Raw genomic sequence first — 20,457 nt, forward strand, 5'->3', positions numbered from 1 at the left:
TGAACTCTATTCCCCACTTTACGCACTTTTCTCAAACTGTGAATTGTAAAGCTCTGCATAGAATCCATTCTGTGCAAGCAATTCTTCATGCGTTCCCTGTTCTACAATGTCGCCGTCTCTCATAACCAAAATCAAATCTGCATCCCGGATTGTAGAAAGCCGGTGAGCAATGATAAAACTGGTTCTTCCCTTCATCAAATTATCCATCGCCTTCTGGATACGGACCTCAGTTCTGGTATCAACGGAACTGGTAGCTTCATCAAGAATCAGAATTTTCGGATCTGCAAGAATTGCTCTCGCAATCGTAAGAAGCTGCTTCTGTCCCTGAGACACATTGCTTGCTTCCTCATTCAATACCATATTATATCCGCCTGGCAGCGTCTGCACGAATCGGTGCACATGGGCAGCCTTCGCAGCTTCTACTACCTCCTCGTGAGAAGCATCTAATTTGCCATAGCGAATATTTTCCTCTATCGTACCATTGAAAAGCCATGTATCCTGAAGCACCATACCGAACATCTGACGAAGCTCGCTCCGATTAAAATCCTTCAGATTATGACCATCCACCTTGATTGCACCGCTGTTCACATCATAGAAACGCATCAGCAATTTTATCATGGTCGTTTTCCCTGCTCCGGTAGGTCCTACAATGGCAATTTTCTGTCCCGGTTCTACTTTCGCATTGAAATCATGGATGATGGTATGATTCGGATTGTACCCAAACTGTACATGTTCAAACTCAACTCTTCCTTCCAGGCCTTCCACCGATACCGGATTCGGCACAGTCACATCTTCTTCCTCTTCTTCCAGGAATTCAAAGACACGTTCGGAAGCCGCTGCCGTAGACTGCAGCATATTCGCCACCTGCGCTACCTGCTGAATCGGCTGGGTAAATTGACGCACATATTGGATAAAGGACTGAATATCTCCTACCTCAATCGTCTGCCGGATTGCCAGATACCCGCCAAGGATGGATACTGCTACATAACCCAGATTTCCTACAAACTGCATGATTGGCATCATCATACCAGATAAGAACTGAGATTTCCACGCCGACTGATAAAGCACATCATTCGTTTCATCAAAAGTACGGATAATATCCTCTTCCTTATTAAATGCCTTCACAATATTCTGCCCGCCGTAGACTTCCTCCACCTGTCCATTGATATGTCCCAGATATTCCTGCTGGTTCTTAAAATACTTCTGAGAACGCTTTACAATCATAGAAATCAATCCCATTGACAAAGGAAGGATTAACAGCGCAACCACCGTCATCAGCGGACTGATACTGAGCATCATTACCAAAACACCAATAATAGTTGTTACGGAAGTAATCATCTGCGTCGCGCTCTGATTCAGGCTTTGCCCCAGGGTATCCACATCATTCGTAATACGGGAAAGAATCTCACCATGCGTCATCTTATCAAAATAATTCATCGGCATCCGATTGATTTTTTCAGAAATTTCCTTTCTGAGCCGGTACGTCATTTTCTGAGAAATCCCCGTCATAATATATCCCTGGACAAAAGAGAATGCAGCGCTGACAACATACAGGCACAGAAGTCCAACCAGTATTTTCCCTATTTTCCCAAAATCAATTCCGCTTCCGCCGGACACCTTACTCACCAGTCCGTTAAAAATCTCCGTAGTCGCCTTTCCGAGAATCTTAGGACCTACAATATTAAATATGGTTCCTCCGACAGCAAATACAAATACGAAGAAAATCGCTATTTTGTACCTGCCCATATAGTTCATAAGCTTTTTCATAGTACCTTTAAAGTCTTTTGCCTTCTCTCCCGGCATTGTTCCGCGTCCCACGGATCCACGTCTTCTTCCTTCTGCCATATTAGCCCACCTCCTTCATATCATCTTCCAGTTCTTTTTCAGATAACTGAGAAGACGCAATCTGGTAATATGCATCACAGTTCTTTAACAGCTCTTTATGCGTTCCAATTCCGGCGATCTTTCCATCATCCAGCACAATAATCTGTTCCGCATGTAATATCGTACTAATTCTTTGCGCAACAATAATAACCGTACTGTCCTCCGTCTTGGATTTCAATGCATTTCTAAGCTTTACATCTGTCTTATAATCAAGTGCTGAAAAACTATCATCGAAAATATACACTTTCGGATGCTTTGCAATGGCTCTTGCAATAGAAAGTCTCTGCTTCTGACCTCCTGAAACATTGGATCCGCCTTGTGAAATCGGACTTTCATACTTTTTCTTCTTTGTCTGAATAAACTCTGTGGCCTGTGCGATTTCAGCCGCTTCCTCCATCTCTTCCCTGCTTCCGTCAGAATTGCCATATAAAATGTTCGATGCAATATTACCGGAAAACAGTACGCCTTTCTGCGGCACATACCCAAGCTGATCCCGCAGTTCATGCTGGGTAATATCACGGATATCTACGCCGTCTATCGTAATCTTTCCTTCTGTCACATCATAAAACCTCGGGATCAGATTCACCAGCGTAGACTTGCCGCTTCCCGTACTTCCGATAATCGCTGTCGTCTGTCCCGGCTTTGCCGTAAATGTCAAATCATGCAGCACATCTTCCTCTGCCCCGGGATACCGGAAAGATACACGGTCGAAAACAACCTCTCCCCTGGAATTCTCCGGCAAATGTTTTGGCTGCTCTTTGTCTAAAATCGAGGACTGGCTCTGCAGCACCTCATCTACACGGGTTGCAGAAACCGCTGCCCTTGGGAGCATAACGCTAATCATACAAATCATCAGGAATGCCATAATAATCTGCATGGTATACTGGATAAACGCCATCATATCTCCAACTTGCATGGTTCCGGAGTCCACGCTATGGGAACCGCTCCACACAATTAATACCGTAATCCCATTCATAATCAACATCATCAAAGGCATCATGAAGGTCATAGCTCTATTAACAAACAAGTTGACCTTCATCAAATCCCGGTTTGCCTTATCGAACCGCTTTTCTTCATATTTTTCTGTACTGAAAGCACGAATGACCGGAAGCCCCGTCAAAATTTCCCTTGCTACCAGATTCAAACGGTCAACCAGACTCTGCACCCTTTTAAACTTCGGCATAACTACCGCAAACAAAACAATAACAACCAGAAGGATCAAAATAACTGCCAGTGCGATAATCCAGGACATATCCACATTGGTGTTGAATACTTTCCACACGCCTCCTACTGCCAAAATCGGCGCATAGAGCACCATCCTGAGAATCATAACGATCAGCATCTGAATCTGCTGGATATCATTGGTACTTCTCGTAATCAACGACGCAGTAGAGAATTTATCAAATTCTGCATTGGAAAAACTAATAACCTTCTTAAATACATTTCCCCTCAGTCCGCGGCCTATACCCGCGCCCACACGAGACGCCATCAATCCTACCAGAATACTTGCCAGCATGCCAAGCGCAGCCAGCGCCAGCATCTTACCGCCGGTTGTCAGGATATATCTATTCTGCATCGCTTCTGTATCAAGTCCGATATTTTCATAGGCGCCTTTGATATAACTGGTTGCCGCCTGTTCTGTCATCGTCTCCGGCATATCTTCCATCTGTGCATACATCTGGTCTAACATCGCATCCCGCTGACTGTCTTCCATAGGCATCTGCATCTGCGCTTTCATCTCTTCCGGCATATCGCTTTCTGATTCAAAACCAAGCTCAAATAACATGGGTTTTCCCATAATGTCAGCAAGTTCCCGGAGCTGTTCTTCATCTTCCAGTATAGAAGATTTCAATCGGTATACCACGCCTTCATAATCATAGCTATCTTCATCGTCCGTCTCATATGCTTCCTGAACTGTCTGCCTGTCCCTGGACGGAATCAGCATCAGCAATTTATTAAAGTCTTCCTCTCCGATATACTCCGGTACGCTTTCATCAATACCACCCTGCTGAATTCCTACATTTACAATGTCAGAAGTGTAGCCTGGCAGCGATAAGTCACAATATGCCTGCACAATCAGTACACAAAGAATTGCCACAACTGCGCCTGCATACGGCTTTAAAAATTTCAGTAGTTTACTCATGAATCTGTCTGCTCCTTTCTGTCATAACCTTTGCCTCCTGCTTCATAAGATTATCCTGCATCTGAAGAAGAAAGCGCCTAGCCAATATCTGCTCCTCTCGTGAAAAGCCATCAAACATCTTCTCCTCCATACGGGCAAGCGCTGCCCTGATTTCTCCTACACAATTCTTCCCCTTATCGGTCAATGTGATTCGGATAATCCTTTGATCCTCTTTATCTGGGTTGCGCGTCACAAACCCATTCTTCTCCATCTTCTGAAGCATCACGGTCATAGATGGCGGCTTTACACACATTTTTCCGGCAATTTCCCGCTGCGATAACGTACCTTCATTATCCAGAACGAACAAAACTCCCGCCTGCCCCGCCTTTAACTCATATTTCTCCAGTTGATCCATCACCTGATATCTTAGTATATGACCCAGATGATGCAAAATCATCACACTGGGGACATCTTTTACAGCATATTCTTTCATCTCATATTTCCACCTCCATTATATTAGTTAGAAGTCTAACAGTTATCTTAGTAACAATTCCCAAAAAAGTCAATGATAAGGGATTTATTTAAGATTTATATAATAATTATTTACAAAAAATTAATTAAACAACTAACTAAAATAGCCCCATCCGCTTTCATCCCGGATGGGGCCAGTCACTTCTATCTTATCTACAACTCTTTTAATATTTCTACTGCCGTCTCTACAACGCCCGGACAGAAATCCATCATCAGATTTTCTTCCATTACCTTTTCAAATTCGCCCGGCTTGGAAATGTCATGTCCCAGCAGCTCCCTGCACAGGCAGGAAGGATATTTCTCTGCAAATTTCTCTTTAAATTCAGCTACCTTCTTCATCATGATTACCTTCTGATCCATGTCATCTTCTTTAAAATGACCATACTTCAGACCAATCACCATGAGCGCTCCCGTCACGGCTCCGCAGGTCTCACCACACTGCATTCCGCCGCCAAAGCATGCTGATACCTTCCGCAGAAGTTCTTTGTCCACCTTAAGCTCCTCCGCAAACTGCTCCGCCACTACCTGCGAACAGTCAATCTGCTGAAGGAATAAGGATTGAATTTCCTCTCTTGTCATTAAATGTTCCCTTTCTTCCATTCTTCAATAAACTCTATTCTGTCGCTCCGCCGCAGCTTGAGCCTTGTCCTGCCGTACACCCATAACAATGCTTACCCAGACAGATTTTTCTGGATTTAAACGGCTTGCCGACCCAGTCAAAAATGGTTTCTCCCGTAAGAATCGGAAGCTCTGCTGCCTGGTTAAAATCGCAGTCATAAAGCCGTCCGTCATACCCTACAGAAATCTGAAAACGGCACATCAGCCCCGGAAGCGTAGCGCCGTTAAAGGACTGATATAATTTTGTCATATAAGATTCCAGATTCCCGCTTCTCTTAAGGAACGCCCCAAAACGTCCGGTCGGATTATTGGTAATGGTAAACAGAGAATTAAATACAATTCCAAAATCATTGCCTAATTTCTCTTTGTATTCTCTTTCCATCGCCGCCTGTACCGGCGGAAAATATGCCCCCGCCGGATTATATACCATATTTAACACCAGCTCAGGATCTTTTCCATATCCCAGATCATTCAATATTTTAATCACCTGAATCGCTTTGTCAAATGTCCCCTCACCGCGGACGCGATCCATCTCCTTCGCTCTATAATAAGGAAGAGAACAGACTATTTCTATCTTATGCTTCGCATAAAATTCCGGCAGATGCTGATACTTTTCTTCTAACAAAATCGCCAGATTCGTTCTTACGATTACGTGATCGCATACCTGACATGCATGTTCTACCAGCCACTCAAAATCCGGATTCATCTCCGGCGCCCCGCCTGTGATGTCAATGGTTCCCGGCTTTTGTTCTTCGCATACCTTAATACATGCCTCCATCACGTCTTTTCCCATAATCTCCGTACGGTTCGGTCCTGCTTCCACATGGCAATGCTTACACGCCAGATTACAGAGTCTCCCCACATTAATCTGCATAACTTCCAGCTTATCTGTCGTATGTATCCATTCCTCATTATCCACCTTCGTCTCAAATGCAGGAATATCCGTTAATGCTTCTAAATTCTCCATTGCAACATTCATTTTCTACAGCTCCAGTTTCTTCACGATATTTTTCATCTGTACTCCATGCACCAGGGACGCACCGCCGCGGATAGCCGCCGCAACATGTACTGCCTCTGTCATCTGCTCTTCACTGACGCCTTTTCCCAGACAATCATTGGTATACGCATCAATACAATATGGACACTGTACTGTATGTGCCACTGCAAGCGCAATTAATGATTTCTCCCGGGCTGTCAATGCTCCCTCTGCAAATACGGCATTGTAATAAGAGAAAAACTTCTCCCCAAGTTCCTGTGCTTCCTCTGCAATTGTTCCAAATTTCGCCAAATCGGCCGGATTGTAGTATGTTTCCATTTTCATTTCCTCCTTTGCAGCGCCGGTATCCCCCGGCGCCAATAATATTTCATTAAGTTTGTTACTACTATCCTACCATGATTTCCGGAATCCATATAATTAATTATTTTTATAACTGCGCCGATATATAGTCTGCTTCTATAAAAACTGCCCTATTATTTTCCAAACTTCTCCACAAACCTCATAATAATCGTTGCACATTCTGCGCGGGCAGCATTGCCCTGCGGGTCAATTCTCGTGCCGTTATCTTTGCCGGTAATAATCTCATTGCCCAGAGAATCGCATTGGTAAACCACATTCCATCCGGCACATCCGGGAACTTCGTTGTATACGCCACCTCTGGTGTATTGTTCATCCGGTGAAGGATTACCGCAAACTGGGCACGGGCAAGGGACTGGCCTGGGCCGAAGGTTGTGTCATTTAAACCTGTCATCAGACCGTCTACAGCACACAGTATGATGGATTCCAGACGCCGGGCTTCACCCCGCACATCGTACTTCTTATTTTCTCAGCTTACTTTCCGAGCATAGCGAGAAGCTCCGCCTTACTCTTCGCTCCCATCTCTCTTTTCACCATCTCACCGTCTTTGAATACCATCAATGTAGGGATGGACATAACTCTGTACTGTTTCGCAAGCTCCATCTGCTCGTCTACATTGACCTTACAGATTTTCACATCCGTAAGCTCTTCTCCCAATTCTTCGACAATCGGAAGAACCATCTGGCACGGTCCGCACCATTCTGCCCAGAAATCTACTAAAACCGGAATCTTTGATTCCAGAACTTCCTGTTGAAACGTATCCTTCGTTACATGTATTGCTGCCATATTTTTACTTCCTTTCTTTTCTTCTGTCTATTAGTTTGTTTCCTTACAGCTCTATTATACACTATTTTCCCAATAATAAGTGATAATCTATCTTTTTATTATAATTCTATATTCCGCCGCGAATTCTCCGCCCGGCTCCAGGGTATTGCCCCACTCTCTGTCCTTCAGCTCCCCATTAAATCCTTCCTTGTCGCATCTTCCATACCAGGGTTCGATACACACGAAAGGCGCCTGCTTCTTCGGCGGCGACCAGATTCCTACAAGGGGCGCATCAAATTCTACCGCAAGATACTCTCCTTTCTTCCCATCAAGAAGCGCCACTCTCTGTACCTGATGATTCTCAATCACAAGTGCATCGCCATCAAACAGATCTTCTGCAATGGGCAGCACTCCGTCCTCAAGCGCATAATCCTTCTTATCCGCAGTAACAAGCCCACCCTGTCCAAACACAGTATTGCAGAACATTTCCGGTCTGCTGCCATCTTTTTTCCAAAATGCCAGGTAATAATCAGACTGCTTTTCTCCCTCTTTCAGCGGGCAGAAGAATGCCGGATGTGCCCCAATAGAAAAATACATCTCCTTTTCATCCGTATTTTTCACCCGCCACATTACCGTTACCGTATTTTCTTCTATCCTATATCCGATTTCCAGACGGAACCGGAAGGGATACCGCTGATAGCTTTCTTTTGTAGACTCCAGCGCAAACCACGCTTCGTCGTCTTCCCGGCTGATTAATACAAAATCCATATCTCTGGCAAATCCATGCTGATTCATGGGATACTCTGTTCCATTGTACTTAAACTTCTTATCCCGCACACTTCCCACAAATGGGAAGAGCACCGGGGAGGTTCTTCCCCAGTATTTTGGATCGGCATTCCACAGATATTGTATACCTGACTCCACATCTTTCAGCGAACACAACTCTGCTCCGTGTAATTTCACCTCAATCTCTAACTGTTCATTTTTCAAAATAATCTCTGCCACAATTTAGCCCTCCTGATTACTTTTTATTTCCATAAGCTGTCCGTCAAGCGCAGCCTCTATCAGTTTGTCATGCCCGTCATAGACCAACTTCAAAGAGAAAAATCCTCTGTCCTCGTCGATTAACCGGAAGAAAATCTTATCTCCTTCCCATATGTTCAGATCCCAGATTTTCTCCTTCTCTATCCAGACAAGTTCCCCTTCATCACAGGGAATCAGTTCGCCTTCAAATCCATCGGCAGTAAATAAAGACATGTACTCCGTAACCCCATTCCCTGATATAAAAGTCACAATTCCCCGGTATCGGTAAGAAGTCAGGGTATAACCCGTCTCTTCCTTTACTTCCCGCAGCAAACATTCCTCCGGGCTTTCATCCTGCTCAAAATGACCGCCCACACCAATCCATTTATCCTTATTTACGTCATTTTTCTTCACTGTCCTGTGAAGCATCAAATATTTTCTGTCCTGCTCAATATAACACAGGGTGCTCAAGCTAACCATTCTAATCCCTCGATTCTATTTTCTTCCTGCAAATAATGTGCTATACTCATGATTATTACTATCTTATCTGAAAACGGGGAAAAATGCAATGTATCGCAGAATTGATTATAAAATAGAAAAAGAATACGAAGGGCTTCGGATTGAATTGTATTTAAAACGAAAAGGGTATTCCCATCAAAATCTTGTTACAATCAAACACATGCCGGAAAGCATCCTGGTAAATGGTAAGTTCACCTATATGAACCAGCGTCTTTCCGCCGGGGATTGCCTGACCGTCCAAATTAACGAAACTACCTGCTCTGAGAAAATCCCTCCGGTACAGCTTCCTCTCTCTATTGTTTATGAAGACGAAGATATCATTGTCATTAATAAAGCGGCCGGGATGCCGATTCATCCATCACTGAATAACTATACCAACTCTATGGCAAATGCTCTTGCCTGGTATTATAAAGAACAGGGCAAGCCTTTTATTTTCCGCTGCTGCAACCGTCTGGACAGAGACACCTCCGGTCTTACGGTTGTTGCCAAGCATCTGGTAAGCGGCAATATCCTGTCCTCCATGGTGTCCCGCCGTGAATTCCACCGGGAATATCTTGCCATCGTGCGGGGACATGTTACTCCGGAATCCGGAACAATCAATGCCCCTCTTGCTCGCAAACCCGGAACGATTATCGAGCGGACCGTAGATTGGGAACAAGGTGAGCCTGCCATCACTCATTACAAAATGCTGGATGAAAAAAACGGTCACAGCCTGATTTCCCTGAGACTGGAAACAGGCCGCACCCATCAGATCCGTATTCATATGAAACACCTAGGTTATCCGCTTATCGGAGATTATCTGTACAACCCGGATATGGAATTTATCACCAGGCAGGCGCTGCACTCTCACCAGATAGCATTTACCCACCCCATCACCGGAGCACCTATGGAATTTACTGCCCCGCTACCGGAAGACATGAAAGCGGTTTTATCCAGATAATATTCTCTTTGTTCTTCTATGGTTCCTACGCCTTCCAAACGGCTTTTATAATAGAACCCAGCCTCGGCGTCGTTCCATAGAGCAATACACCCACGCGGTAAATCTTCGCCGAGAGTACTCCGACTCCCAGAACAGACCCTATAAGAATCACAATAGAAATTGTGATTTCGTACCATGGAACCGTACTCATGGCAATTCGGGTGAACATCGCCATCGGCGACGTAAACGGCACATAAGAACAGATGCGCATAGCCGTATTATCCACAGTTCCCGAGGACATAGAGAACACAACTACCACAAATGCGATAATAAATAAGAACGTCAACGGCATAACCGAAGTATTGATATCCTCCAGCTTTGTAGCCGTAGACCCAATTGCCCCATAAAGAAACGCATAAATCAAAAATCCCAGCACAAAGAATATCAGCATATAGCCCAACAACTCCGGCGGCATATCAAAAATGGAGGAAATAATCGGGTTCTCTCCCCAATATTCCTTATTCAGACTATAGAAAAATATAGCAGAACCAAATATGGCAAGCAATTGTATCAGCCCTGCAAGGCAGGACGCAGCGACCTTGCCGAACATCATACTGGTCGGTCTTGCACTGGTAATCAACACTTCCATCGCCCTGGAGCTCTTCTCAGTCGCCACATTCGTTGCTACCATCTGTCCATAAAGCAAAATCACCATATATAATGCAAATATCATAATATACGTGTACCAGTAATTCTGCATCTGATCCTTACCAAGGCTTGCGGCTTCGCCTGTTATCTGCACCGCCATAATTTCTCCAACCTGCTCTTCTGTCATTCCTTCCCTAAGCATCGCATTCACACGATAAATGTTCTGCAGAACACCATTCGCAATCTCCATATTTTCATCATAGATAGACAGATTATCCACATAATAGGTATAGGATACCGATCCTGTCATAACAAATGCACATTCTGCTTCACCAGATTTGATTTTCGCCTGTATACTCTCCAAATCCTCTTCCGTCCCTTGGACATCATATCCTGCAAACGCTTCTGAAAAGGCACTTTCTACCATGTCCGTCTGCTCCGGCACGTCAGCCTTTACAAGCATAACCGAAAGTTCCGAAGACTCTTTGTCATCTGTACCGCCTAAAAAAGTATCATTCAAACGTGGAAAGAACATCACTCCGGCAATCAGCAGCATTAAAAAAACAGTAACTCCCACAAAAACTTTATTTCTAAAGTAATATTTCATCTCAAATTTCAATATTTTCCAGAATTGCTTCATCTCTGCTCCTCCTTCTGATCCCCGGCGTATTCAACAAAAATGTCATTCAATGACGGTTCAAACACTTTGACTTCATCGATATCATACTGTTCTATGAGATGCGCCATCATCGATTTTTTATCATTTGCAGAATCCAACTGTATCATCAACCCTTCGTCTTCCATGACTGTGCAGCGCTCTCCCAACTCTGCCTGTATTCTGTCCGGCTGCTCCGTCCGCACAACAAGACGGTCACGCACATAATTCCTCTTAATCTCATGAAGTTCCCCCTGGATTGCCACCCTGCCATCATTTAAAATGGCAATACTATCGCAAAATTCTTCAATATAATTCATCTGATGGCTGGAGAAAAGGACTATCTTGCCCGCTGCAATCTGTTCCTTCACCACATCCTTAAGCAGCATGGCATTCACCGGATCGAGGCCTGAAAAGGGTTCATCAAGTATCACAATAGCAGGGTCATGGGCAAGCGCTGTCACCAATTGAATTTTCTGCTGGTTTCCTTTCGACAATGTATCCAGACGCTTATTACGGTACTCCGCCATCCCCAGCCGCTCCAGCCAGTAATCCACGGACTTTGCCGCCGCTTTATGGCTCATTCCCTTCAATTCGGCAAAATAAGTAAGCTGATCTATAATAATCTTTTTAGGATAAAGCCCCCTTTCTTCCGGCAGATAACCAATCTGTACTTTTTTATAATCAATATTCCTGTCATCAACCAATACTACTCCGCGGTCTGCCGGAAATACATCCATTAAAATACGTATGGAAGTTGTCTTACCCGCTCCGTTCCTGCCAAGAAGCCCAAACGCTTTCCCTGATTCCGCCCGGAAAGATACGCCTTTAAGAACTTTTTTCTGTCCAAAAGATTTCTCGATATTTCTTAATTCCAGTCTCATTACAACACCTCCGTCTTTCTGTTTTGACAACTTTATTTGTCACTTTCAACTATAGCATTGACAAATAAAGTTGTCAATGCTATAGTTATTCTGACAAGAATATTTGTCATTTTTACCAAACTATGCATAGATTATTTAGGAAAGAAGATGATGATTTGCCTTTATATAACCGTTTAAAAGAACATCGGGCAAAACTGGGAATTAACCAGACTGACCTTGGAAAGATGGCAGGCGTTTCCAGGCAGACCATAAGTCTAATCGAAAGAGGTGACTACTCCCCTTCGGTTTCTTTAGCGTTAAAACTCTCAAAAATCTGTCAAGTAACTGTAGAAGATATTTTTACCTATGAGGAGGACGAATTATGAACAACCAAAGAACAAATCCATACTTAAAATCAGGAATCATCCTGCTTCTTTCAGCGATAGGAGGCGCCATACTGGGGATTGTACTCCTGTTTATTTTCTCCTATTCAAACGGAAACATAGAAACCGGTTTAACTCTGCTTACACACACCCTTCAGTCATTGATTCTTCCGTTTCTAATTTGTATTACGATATTAACCGTATTAGCCGGAGAATTTACGATAAAAAAACTAACATATATCTGCGGGCAGATTCTCCGAACCGAAGATGAAGAATGCGACATCTGGGAATATGAAGAAGAGAAAGTAAGCGCCTGGGGAATGAATATGAACATCCTGTCCCAGGTTCTGTGTGTCATTGTTCTGTCAGCGGGATATTCTACGAAATATATCGAAACCGCCGCAAAACTTCCCTTCCTGTGGGCATGCATTATTTTTATTCTCTGCTACATATACGACAGTTTCTGGCAGATTCGGTATATCAGACTGATACAAAAAACCTATCCTGATAAGAAAGGTGATCCAACATCCAAGAAATTTCAACAGCAGTGGCTGGCAAGCTGCGACGAAGCAGAAAAACAGATTATCTACCAAAGTGCCTGGCATTCCTATATTACACTGAACAAACGGATTCCTCTGCTTCTGCTTATCACAATGCTCCTGCATTTATTTTTAGATACCGGAATGCTGGCGATTGTAATCGTTGCTGTAATCTGGCTGACAATTACAATTTCCTACAATCATTCCTGTGTAAAGTTAAGGAAAGAGAAAATCTCCAATTAATATAACAAAAAACCTTCTGCTGCCCGGACAGGGCAGCTTTTCTGTGTGAAATCTTCTATAGTTCATTACCTGCTTTTATATGAAAACGCTTTCTCATGCTGTATCATTTAAAAACTGCCCGGCTGCCATTGTGTCAGAACATCTGTCAGTTCTTCCACCGTTCCAACAATTTTCGCAGGTTTCGCTTTTTCTAACTCTTCCACACTTCCATATCCATAAGAAACAGCTACACAGGGAATTCCTTCCGCCCTGGCTCCAATCACATCATGTTCTTTATCTCCAACCATAACAATCTTATCCCTGTGTTCCGTCATCCGAAGCCTTCTTAATGTCTCTTCAATTACTTCAGCTTTATCTGTCCGCTTCTCCCCCATAGTGCTTCCCACAATTTCATCAAAACAGTCTGCTATTTGAAAATGTTCCAAAATTTGCTTTACATAATATTCCGGTTTTGATGAGGACACTGCTAAAATGTTATCTTTGCTTTTCAACGTACCAAGCATCTTCTCTATTCCCGGATAAAGTCGGTTTTCAAAAATACCGACAGCTGCATACCGTTCTCGATAAATCTCCACAGCCGCCTGTGCTGTTTCCTTGTCGAATCCTGCATAATCCATGAACTGCTTCAGCAGAGGCGGTCCGATAAAAGCCTGCAATTTCTCCAGGTTATTTTCCGGTCTGCCCAGCTTTTCCAAGGCATATTGAACAGATTTGGTGATTCCCTCTCCTGATTCCGTCAAAGTCCCATCCAGATCAAATAAAATCGTTTTTTTCATATTGTCTTTTCACATCCTTTTCCGATTCATACCGTCTGTCATCGTATCCGATTGCATTTTACGGTTCTACAGACATATTCGTATGCTTCCGGATCTTCTTATATTCTCCGCAAAACTCTCGTCCCGTAACATAATCTATGGCATCCACACACATAAACCCTGAACCTTCCTTCGTATCTGCCAGCAGCACATCTCCGGGAACCACCGGATTCCTCAACGTATAAATCCAGCGGTATCTCTTATCATTCTTCACAATCCACTTACCCTCAGAAAGCGCCACGTGTCTTCCTGCCACTGTCTTATACAAAGGCTGCTCAGAAAAAGCCTCATATACATCTACATCCGGCCAAATTCCGTATTTCTCAGCAAGGAGATAAGAAATGTAGCCGTCCCGTATCTGCTTCTCCTCATCTACCACGATCCCATGAGCCAGCTTCCCGGTGTTCTGATAATACTGCTCGTAGTAACACAGCTTATCAGGAGACGGTGCTGACATCGCTTCTGTCAGAATCTTATCCGCCGGACATGTATTCAACTGTGTAATAATCTTACAATAGGCAAAAATCCCCTTCAGCCACTCAGTCTCTTCTAATATCCTGCAAGCCCGATAAACCGTACTGTCCCTTTCCCGCGTGTCTACCGGAATATAGATGTTCTGAAAACCGGAATACTTCATTCCCACCGTCAGAAGCAGCTTATCTATCCGCTGGATCAACGCCTCGTTCTCATCTCGCTTTTCTTCATCCAGATGTAAAAAAACTGATAAACCTTCATTCATACAAATTCCTCCTTCCAAAAAAGAACCAAATAAGATACTTCAATCATACCTCATCCGATTCTTTATGTCAAGTAAGGATTGAAAATTTTTACTACGCTGCAAAATGAAAGTACAGGAGCCGCCAGGAAGTATATATTCAACTGCCTTTCGCCCCATCAGTCTTTAAAATCCGCAGCTATACTTTTTAAATATTTCTGCGTATATACACAAACCGCAAAGCATCTTCCACATAAATCTGTTTCAATGCCTGTTTTCTGTAGCATTATCTCTACTTGCTTTTTATAGCATTTATTTATGTCCACAATTTCTTCTCTTTGTATGCCGACTTCCCATAAGGTTCCCTTTAATGCTTGTGCAGGACATTTTTTCACACACAAATTGCAATATCCACAACGTGATTGATTAATTGGATCATTACACTCCAGAGGGGCATTTGTTAAAAAAGAAGAAATGCGTATAGCTGCTCCGTACTGCGGCGTGACTAACAGACAATTTTTTCCAATCCAGCCAAGTCCGGCTCTTGTAGCCACAGTTTTATGCGGAAGCCTGGAAATATTATTCTGATCAATTTTTACACGATCTGTTGTCTGCTCATAAACCTCAAATCCTCTGTTTCTTAAAAATTCTCCCCCTGCCATAATTATTTCATTCAATTTCTCATTCAAAGAATAGTACAAATTATAATATTCTTTCGTTGGAGCCTCCTGTAAGTCAATGATAACATTTTGGGGCAGCGCAACGGCAACTGCTACTCCTCTCTTGAAATTACAGTTTTCAACCTTGCTCATATCTCCGATTCCAACCAGATCGGCACCTTGACAACGTAATATTCTTTTTAATTCTTCTGTTAACTCCATATCCATAATATCTCGCTCCTCCTATTATTCTTTCACAGATTATATATTTGTATTTATTTTAGAAGCGGATTTCGGAAGCTACGACCAGCGTAGACGGCTTCAGAACCCAGTTCCTGCTCAATCTTCAGAAGGCGGTTGAACTTAGCGCTGTGTTCAGAACGTACGCACACACCGGTCTTGTACTGCCCCGAATTAATGGCAACGGTCAGATCGGCCAACAGGCTATCCTCCGATTCACCGGATCGTTCAGAAGTCATAACGCCATAACCACTACGGTATGCCAGTTCAGCGGCATCATATGCCTCGGTTAGCGTTCCAATCTGATTATACTTCCAAAGCAAAGCATTTGCCGCACCCGTCGGCATTTTCTTTTTCATAATAGCCGGATTGGTGACGAAAAAGTCATCGCCCACTACTTGAATATCAAGCTCCCTAGTAGCTAGAACGAATCCTTCCACATCATTTTCATCGAAGGGGTCTTCAATTGTTGTAATAGGAAAATCCCCCGGAAGTATTGACTGACTGAGCCAGCGACCCGAATTTCTCAGTAACCATATCCAACAATGTAAAATACAGTTTGCGTGACAACTCCATTGCTTCTACCAGAGAATCGGCGCCTATAGGAAGAAAACTAAACTCCTGAATCTCGCTGCTGGCACCATAAGAATAGTGTCCGCCACTAACATAATCCATCATGGGAACCGGAATAATTCTCGCATTACCGTTTACATATCGGTAAATTGGCATGTGGAGGGTATTCGCGGCTGCTACGGTAGCTGCTGCCGAAACGGCCACAAGGGCATTCGCGCCCAGACGACTTTTATTCGGTGTGCCATCCAGCTCGCACATAGCATGGTCAATCTTTCGCTGCTGAGTCACATCCATGCCAATCAGTAATTCTTTTAGCTCTGTCTCGATTTTTTCTACGGCTTTTAAGCAGCCGACGCCGCCGAACCGTTCCCCGCCATCTCTCAGTTCAACGGCTTCATCCGAACCGATAGACTGCCCCATAGGAGCCACAGAGGTTCCCTTCTCGTTTCCCACTTCGATAGTGACCTCCAAAGTTGGAATATAAAGGCCATTATACACTTCTCTTGCTTTTACGTCTGTAATCTTTAATTCATTCATAATCCCTGCCCCTTTCTAAGAAATAACCTCTGTTCTTAAAGTCTGCTTTTGAAAGTGAAAAATAAAACAAGCGATAGCTGTGCCGATAACACCTCCGGACAATTTGCAAGCCAGCAATGCGGGAATCAATTGAGGCTCTACCCCGGTACAGAAAGCCAGATAATCCCCAAAAGCAAATCCCGCACATGAGATAAATGCGCTGTTTATTATTTTCCCAAGCGGTGTCATATCTTTCATCATTCCATAAGCAGGAATCGTGTTGGCCAGAGCGGCAATCATTCCGCCGATGTCTGTCGCAGAAAGCCCAATCAACTTCCCCGCCGCAGAGAGTGGTCTTCCTGCCACATGAATAATAATATAAACCATAGGATAAGCGCCCGCCAGTACAATCGCTATGCCGCCAATAGTTAAAAACGATTCCGATAAAGGTGTCATTCCCTGGACAATCGTTATTCCCGTCAATTCTGTGAAGATAGCAATGGCCAATGCAATAGTGATTATAGCAATTATGCACCTTGAAAACCATTCAAAGCCCCGAATCATCTTTTCCGGTATCATGGCAAGTCCCAAAGCGATGACCAGTGCAATAAAAAAAAACAGGAATGATATTCACAACAGCCATATGCATGTCAAAACCGGCAACAAACGCCCCAATAAGACATCCAAAGGGAATTGCGATTATGCCAGATAACGTACCCATTGCAAAATATCGACAATCCTCTTTTTGCAGAATTCCCAAAGCTACAGGAATTCCAAATCCTATGGTAGAGCCCATAGTAGGAGCCAACAACACCGCCGAAAAATTTGCCAGATTTGCATTATCAGTCATACTGTGGGCCAGTGCGTAACCGCCCGTGTCCAAAGACAAGAGAATGGAACCCGCCATAACGGGATCTGCCCCAAAGAGCCTGAAATAAGGACCGGCAATTCTTCTAATCACATCACCCAGTAATGGCGCTATACTGGTCATTCCAATCATACCCAGAGCCAATGGCCCCATAGCATTAAAACCTTCTTCAAACTGCTTTCCCAGTCCAAAACGGTTTCCGATGCATCGGTCAGCGGCTCCGAGCAGCATGAATCCGACCATGATATAAATAATGATTTTGCTAATGTTCAAAGTATCCCTCCAAGTTATAAAATTGTTTTGATATCATTATAATAATAATCCTCCCAAAGAATCGCAATATAAGTCTCAAATATAGCGAAATAAATAATCCGTGATGAAGATAAGTGATTCAAATTAAAATTTCATTCTCAAAATGAGAAAAACACTGGATAAAGCAAAACATTTGTGATATAAAAGTAAAAAAAGAATAAGGAGTGACAAAATGACTTCGCTATTTGACGGCATCCAGCCACAGATTGAACAATATATTCTGATGATTTGTTCTATTTTTGACGTAGATGTAGATATTTGCGACTCAAATTTAATTCGGATAGCGGGCACAGGAAAGAACAACCGAAGAATTGGTAAAAAACTAACCAGTGGCCGATTATCTAAAAAGGTTATGGGAAAAAAAAGTACATCATGGCCAAAAATCCTATAGATGAAGAAACCTGCCAGGGATGTATTAACCAGAAGATATGCCCACAGTTTTGCGGCATGTGTTTCCCGTTGTTTTACGAGAATGAGATATATGGCGTTATCCATATTACTGCACGCACAAAAGAGGCCGAAGCTGACCTGTTCCGCAGAGAAAAACAATTTGCAATGTTTATGTGTACAATATGCGATTTAATTACATTGACAATCCGGGAACGGCAGGATAAACTTCTTCGCTCCTATCATATAGCTCTTCAGGACAAACTTATTAATGTGATTAATGATGGTGTAATGATTTTGGATGAGAACAATGAAGTTCAGTTTATCAATGACCGTTGTGCCAAGGTATTAGGTTATCGTTTGCCTCAAATCCGCTATCTGACACGAATCCGGCAATTTTCCGTCCATCCTTTAAAAACTGAAAAAGGAGAGTTAAAGGAATATCAGGTATGCATCCGAGAGACTAAGATGCGCCTTACGGGTCATACTTTCGAGGTGGATGCGGTGGACCAGGAGAAGTCTAACACAATTCTTGTTTTTTATGACATTCGTGGACTTCATGGAGATTTGGCACCGACATGGTCAAAAACGCCTTATTCTTTTAAAACGCTCATCGGCGACAGCCCTGCTTTTCATCAAGCGGTAGAACAATGCCGGGAAATATCCTACTCTCTAACCCCGGTTCTTCTGGTCGGAGAGATCGGCTGTGGCAAGGAAATGTTTGCCCGTGCAATTCACAATGAAGGAACACTTCGAAAGAATCAGTTTGTTCAAATCGCCCACGCAGGAACAGTGCGGGAGTTAGTGGAAAAGAGCGTTTTTCAGAACAATGAGTATCTTTCTGGTGAACAGGCCGTAAAAAATGATATTTTAGAGGGAAATACACTGTACATTGACGAAGTCAGTCAACTTGGTATGGAAAATCAGCGCATACTTTGTAAGATTATTGAGAATAGCCGTAATTGCAACAACCGGGTCATTTGCGGAACTTCCAAGCCGTTGGACCAACTGAGGGAATCCGGCGATTTTTACCCTGAACTTTATTATGCATTGGAAAACAATGCTATCATAATACCACCGCTTCGGCTGAGAGACCAGGATGTACTTCTGTTCGCCAAACATTATCTGGAAAAGGCTAACAAACGTACCCACAAGAATCTGTCATTCGGTTCGGAAATATGCACTCTCTTTTTGGAATATCGTTGGATCGGAAACATACGGGAGGTAGAAAATACCGTAACATATATTGTGGAAAGGGCCGAGATAGATGAAGGCGAACTGACTCCGGCCCACCTGCCAGCGGCCATCTTAAAGAAACTTACCGGCGGAAATCACAGGCATGACTATAATTTAAAGGAAGCAGAAAAAAGACTGATTATCCAGGCTCTTAATGAACTCGGCGGTCACTCTAAATCTAAGTCTCATGTAGCTGCAGAATTGGGTATCAGTACCGCTACTTTGTACCGCAAACTAAAGGAGTATGGTATTGACCAGACTTATCGATTCGATGAAAATTCGGATTATAAAAATAGAAACAGGTAATCATAGCCACAGACCCAATGATCTGCCCCCAATCTTTGAGGGGCTGATTTCATGATTAAGAGCTTGTACCTCGCAAAGACTTTACACGATAACCAACAGAAATAATTACATCTAAATTATAAAAATCAACCTCATATTTTTCCCATCAGAAGCAGTGTAGGCAAATTTTGCCCGCACTGCATTTTTACCTAGTTCACCTTCTTTAAAAAATACAACCAAACCGTATCATTTTCAAAAGTAGCCGCTAGCTGAATAATCCGGGGTGAAATCCATCACCTGTCCAGCGCGTGTCAGGGCTCCCAAGGATAAGTCGAATGCTGAAGGAACGGTAGGAAACATATCTGTGGACGGAATGCTATACTCCGTTCCGTATGAATACACCGTTCCGTATGAATACATCAAAAAGAAAGTTGATGTGAAGGTAATAGATACCACGATTGAAATTTTCTACAACCATAACTGCATTGCTTCCCATCGACGTCTGAAAGGACGCTCTGGGCAATACAGTACAATCACAGAGCATATGCCTGAAGACCACCAGAAATATCTGGAGTGGAACGGTGACTGCTTCCGTAAGTGGGCTGAGCGGATTGGTATAAATACGTACATTGCAATTAAGCAGCCAAATTCTGTTTCTTTTTTTCGCACCTATTAAGTAATTATTAGTCGAAAAATAATGCCGCGTAATCGGGAAATTCATACTCAGCAAGCTTCGATCCGTTCGTGCTGTAGCAACATCCAAAAGTAGCTCTGGCGTTCCTATA

24 protein-coding genes and 1 pseudogene are annotated in these 20,457 nt (G+C 43.3%); 5 read left to right on the top strand and 20 right to left on the bottom strand.

Translation table 11 applies throughout. The features are described from left to right. Positions 1-18: 18 nt before the first annotated feature. The 10 genes from OCV99_RS10710 to OCV99_RS10755 form a co-directional block, all read right to left on the bottom strand. Positions 19-1,845, bottom strand: coding sequence for an ABC transporter ATP-binding protein (locus OCV99_RS10710; protein ID WP_227193344.1), 1,827 nt, complete (start codon positions 1,843-1,845; stop codon positions 19-21). 1 nt (position 1,846) lies between these two features. Next, positions 1,847-4,027, bottom strand: a complete 2,181-nt coding sequence (locus OCV99_RS10715; protein WP_158370496.1) for an ABC transporter ATP-binding protein — start codon at positions 4,025-4,027, stop codon at positions 1,847-1,849. Continuing rightward, positions 4,020-4,499 (bottom strand): MarR family winged helix-turn-helix transcriptional regulator, encoded by a 480-nt coding sequence (locus tag OCV99_RS10720; RefSeq protein ID WP_158370498.1) that lies wholly within the window; start codon positions 4,497-4,499, stop codon positions 4,020-4,022. The genes OCV99_RS10715 and OCV99_RS10720 overlap by 8 nt, the downstream gene beginning before the upstream one ends. 191 nt (positions 4,500-4,690) lie before the next feature. Further along, positions 4,691-5,116, bottom strand: a complete 426-nt coding sequence (locus OCV99_RS10725) for a C-GCAxxG-C-C family protein (protein ID WP_158370500.1) — start codon at positions 5,114-5,116, stop codon at positions 4,691-4,693. 34 nt (positions 5,117-5,150) lie between these two features. Next, entirely contained in the window at positions 5,151-6,134 is a 984-nt protein-coding gene (gene arsS / locus OCV99_RS10730; RefSeq protein WP_158370502.1) for an arsenosugar biosynthesis radical SAM (seleno)protein ArsS, read from the bottom strand. 3 nt (positions 6,135-6,137) lie between these two features. Then, on the bottom strand, positions 6,138-6,470 hold the full coding sequence (locus OCV99_RS10735; protein WP_158370504.1) for an arsenosugar biosynthesis-associated peroxidase-like protein: 333 nt from the start codon (positions 6,468-6,470) through the stop codon (positions 6,138-6,140). A gap of 181 nt (positions 6,471-6,651) precedes the next feature. Then, positions 6,652-6,960, bottom strand: coding sequence for an S-layer homology domain-containing protein (locus OCV99_RS10740; protein ID WP_262575427.1), 309 nt, complete (start codon positions 6,958-6,960; stop codon positions 6,652-6,654). A gap of 23 nt (positions 6,961-6,983) precedes the next feature. Continuing rightward, a complete protein-coding gene (gene trxA / locus OCV99_RS10745; protein ID WP_158370505.1) occupies positions 6,984-7,295 on the bottom strand; it encodes a thioredoxin in 312 nt (103 codons plus the stop codon). 87 nt (positions 7,296-7,382) lie between these two features. Continuing rightward, a complete protein-coding gene (locus OCV99_RS10750) occupies positions 7,383-8,279 on the bottom strand; it encodes an aldose 1-epimerase family protein (protein ID WP_158370507.1) in 897 nt (298 codons plus the stop codon). Positions 8,280-8,282: 3 nt separating this feature from the next. Next, entirely contained in the window at positions 8,283-8,777 is a 495-nt protein-coding gene (locus OCV99_RS10755; protein WP_158370508.1) for an NUDIX hydrolase, read from the bottom strand. Positions 8,778-8,865: 88 nt separating this feature from the next. Between OCV99_RS10755 and OCV99_RS10760 the strand changes: the two genes are divergently transcribed. Next, positions 8,866-9,756, top strand: a complete 891-nt coding sequence (locus OCV99_RS10760; protein WP_158370510.1) for an RluA family pseudouridine synthase — start codon at positions 8,866-8,868, stop codon at positions 9,754-9,756. A gap of 25 nt (positions 9,757-9,781) precedes the next feature. Here the strand turns inward: OCV99_RS10760 and OCV99_RS10765 are convergent, their stop codons facing one another. Beyond that, entirely contained in the window at positions 9,782-11,023 is a 1,242-nt protein-coding gene (locus OCV99_RS10765) for an ABC transporter permease (RefSeq protein ID WP_158370512.1), read from the bottom strand. After that, positions 11,020-11,922, bottom strand: a complete 903-nt coding sequence (locus OCV99_RS10770) for an ABC transporter ATP-binding protein (protein ID WP_158370514.1) — start codon at positions 11,920-11,922, stop codon at positions 11,020-11,022. Before OCV99_RS10770 ends, OCV99_RS10765 begins: the two co-directional genes overlap by 4 nt. A 155-nt stretch (positions 11,923-12,077) precedes the next feature. Between OCV99_RS10770 and OCV99_RS10775 the strand changes: the two genes are divergently transcribed. Both OCV99_RS10775 and OCV99_RS10780 read left to right on the top strand, forming a co-directional pair. Beyond that, positions 12,078-12,287 (top strand): helix-turn-helix transcriptional regulator, encoded by a 210-nt coding sequence (locus tag OCV99_RS10775; protein WP_158370549.1) that lies wholly within the window; start codon positions 12,078-12,080, stop codon positions 12,285-12,287. Continuing rightward, the gene (locus OCV99_RS10780; protein WP_158370515.1) at positions 12,284-13,066 is read left to right on the top strand and encodes a DUF3169 family protein; all 783 of its coding nucleotides are present in this window, start codon (positions 12,284-12,286) and stop codon (positions 13,064-13,066) included. Before OCV99_RS10775 ends, OCV99_RS10780 begins: the two co-directional genes overlap by 4 nt. A gap of 107 nt (positions 13,067-13,173) precedes the next feature. Here OCV99_RS10780 and OCV99_RS10785 read toward each other — a convergent pair whose 3' ends face one another. From OCV99_RS10785 to eutH (OCV99_RS10815), 7 genes are all read right to left on the bottom strand, one after another. Next, positions 13,174-13,842, bottom strand: a complete 669-nt coding sequence (locus OCV99_RS10785) for an HAD hydrolase-like protein (protein ID WP_158370517.1) — start codon at positions 13,840-13,842, stop codon at positions 13,174-13,176. Positions 13,843-13,900: 58 nt separating this feature from the next. Beyond that, positions 13,901-14,620: a hypothetical protein gene (locus tag OCV99_RS10790; RefSeq protein ID WP_158370518.1), complete on the bottom strand. Its 720-nt coding sequence runs from the start codon at positions 14,618-14,620 to the stop codon at positions 13,901-13,903. Positions 14,621-14,775: 155 nt separating this feature from the next. After that, positions 14,776-15,483: a 4Fe-4S binding protein gene (locus tag OCV99_RS10795; RefSeq protein ID WP_158370520.1), complete on the bottom strand. Its 708-nt coding sequence runs from the start codon at positions 15,481-15,483 to the stop codon at positions 14,776-14,778. Positions 15,484-15,530: 47 nt separating this feature from the next. Continuing rightward, positions 15,531-15,935 (bottom strand): phosphopyruvate hydratase family protein, encoded by a 405-nt coding sequence (locus OCV99_RS10800; protein WP_262575433.1) that lies wholly within the window; start codon positions 15,933-15,935, stop codon positions 15,531-15,533. A 22-nt stretch (positions 15,936-15,957) separates the two neighbouring features. Beyond that, entirely contained in the window at positions 15,958-16,605 is a 648-nt protein-coding gene (locus tag OCV99_RS10805) for an enolase-like domain-containing protein (protein ID WP_262575436.1), read from the bottom strand. 15 nt (positions 16,606-16,620) lie between these two features. Beyond that, positions 16,621-17,163, bottom strand: a complete 543-nt coding sequence (eutH, locus tag OCV99_RS10810; RefSeq protein WP_158370521.1) for an ethanolamine utilization protein EutH — start codon at positions 17,161-17,163, stop codon at positions 16,621-16,623. Then, positions 17,132-17,725 (bottom strand): ethanolamine utilization protein EutH, encoded by a 594-nt coding sequence (gene eutH, locus OCV99_RS10815; RefSeq protein ID WP_158370522.1) that lies wholly within the window; start codon positions 17,723-17,725, stop codon positions 17,132-17,134. Before eutH (OCV99_RS10815) ends, eutH (OCV99_RS10810) begins: the two co-directional genes overlap by 32 nt. A 411-nt stretch (positions 17,726-18,136) precedes the next feature. Between eutH (OCV99_RS10815) and OCV99_RS10820 the strand changes: the two genes are divergently transcribed. Further along, a complete protein-coding gene (locus OCV99_RS10820; protein WP_158370523.1) occupies positions 18,137-19,693 on the top strand; it encodes a sigma 54-interacting transcriptional regulator in 1,557 nt (518 codons plus the stop codon). Between the two features lie 55 nt (positions 19,694-19,748). Here the strand turns inward: OCV99_RS10820 and OCV99_RS18380 are convergent, their stop codons facing one another. Then, a complete protein-coding gene (locus tag OCV99_RS18380) occupies positions 19,749-19,799 on the bottom strand; it encodes a hypothetical protein (protein WP_416810591.1) in 51 nt (16 codons plus the stop codon). Positions 19,800-19,973: 174 nt separating this feature from the next. On the opposite strand from OCV99_RS18380, the pseudogene OCV99_RS10830 reads away from it, so the two are divergent. After that, positions 19,974-20,309, top strand: a pseudogene (locus OCV99_RS10830) (Mu transposase domain-containing protein); the annotation flags it as partial. Positions 20,310-20,457: the final 148 nt, after the last annotated feature.

The organism is Dorea acetigenes (genome assembly GCF_025567385.1).
In the GTDB taxonomy this organism is placed as follows: domain Bacteria; phylum Bacillota; class Clostridia; order Lachnospirales; family Lachnospiraceae; genus Claveliimonas; species Claveliimonas acetigenes.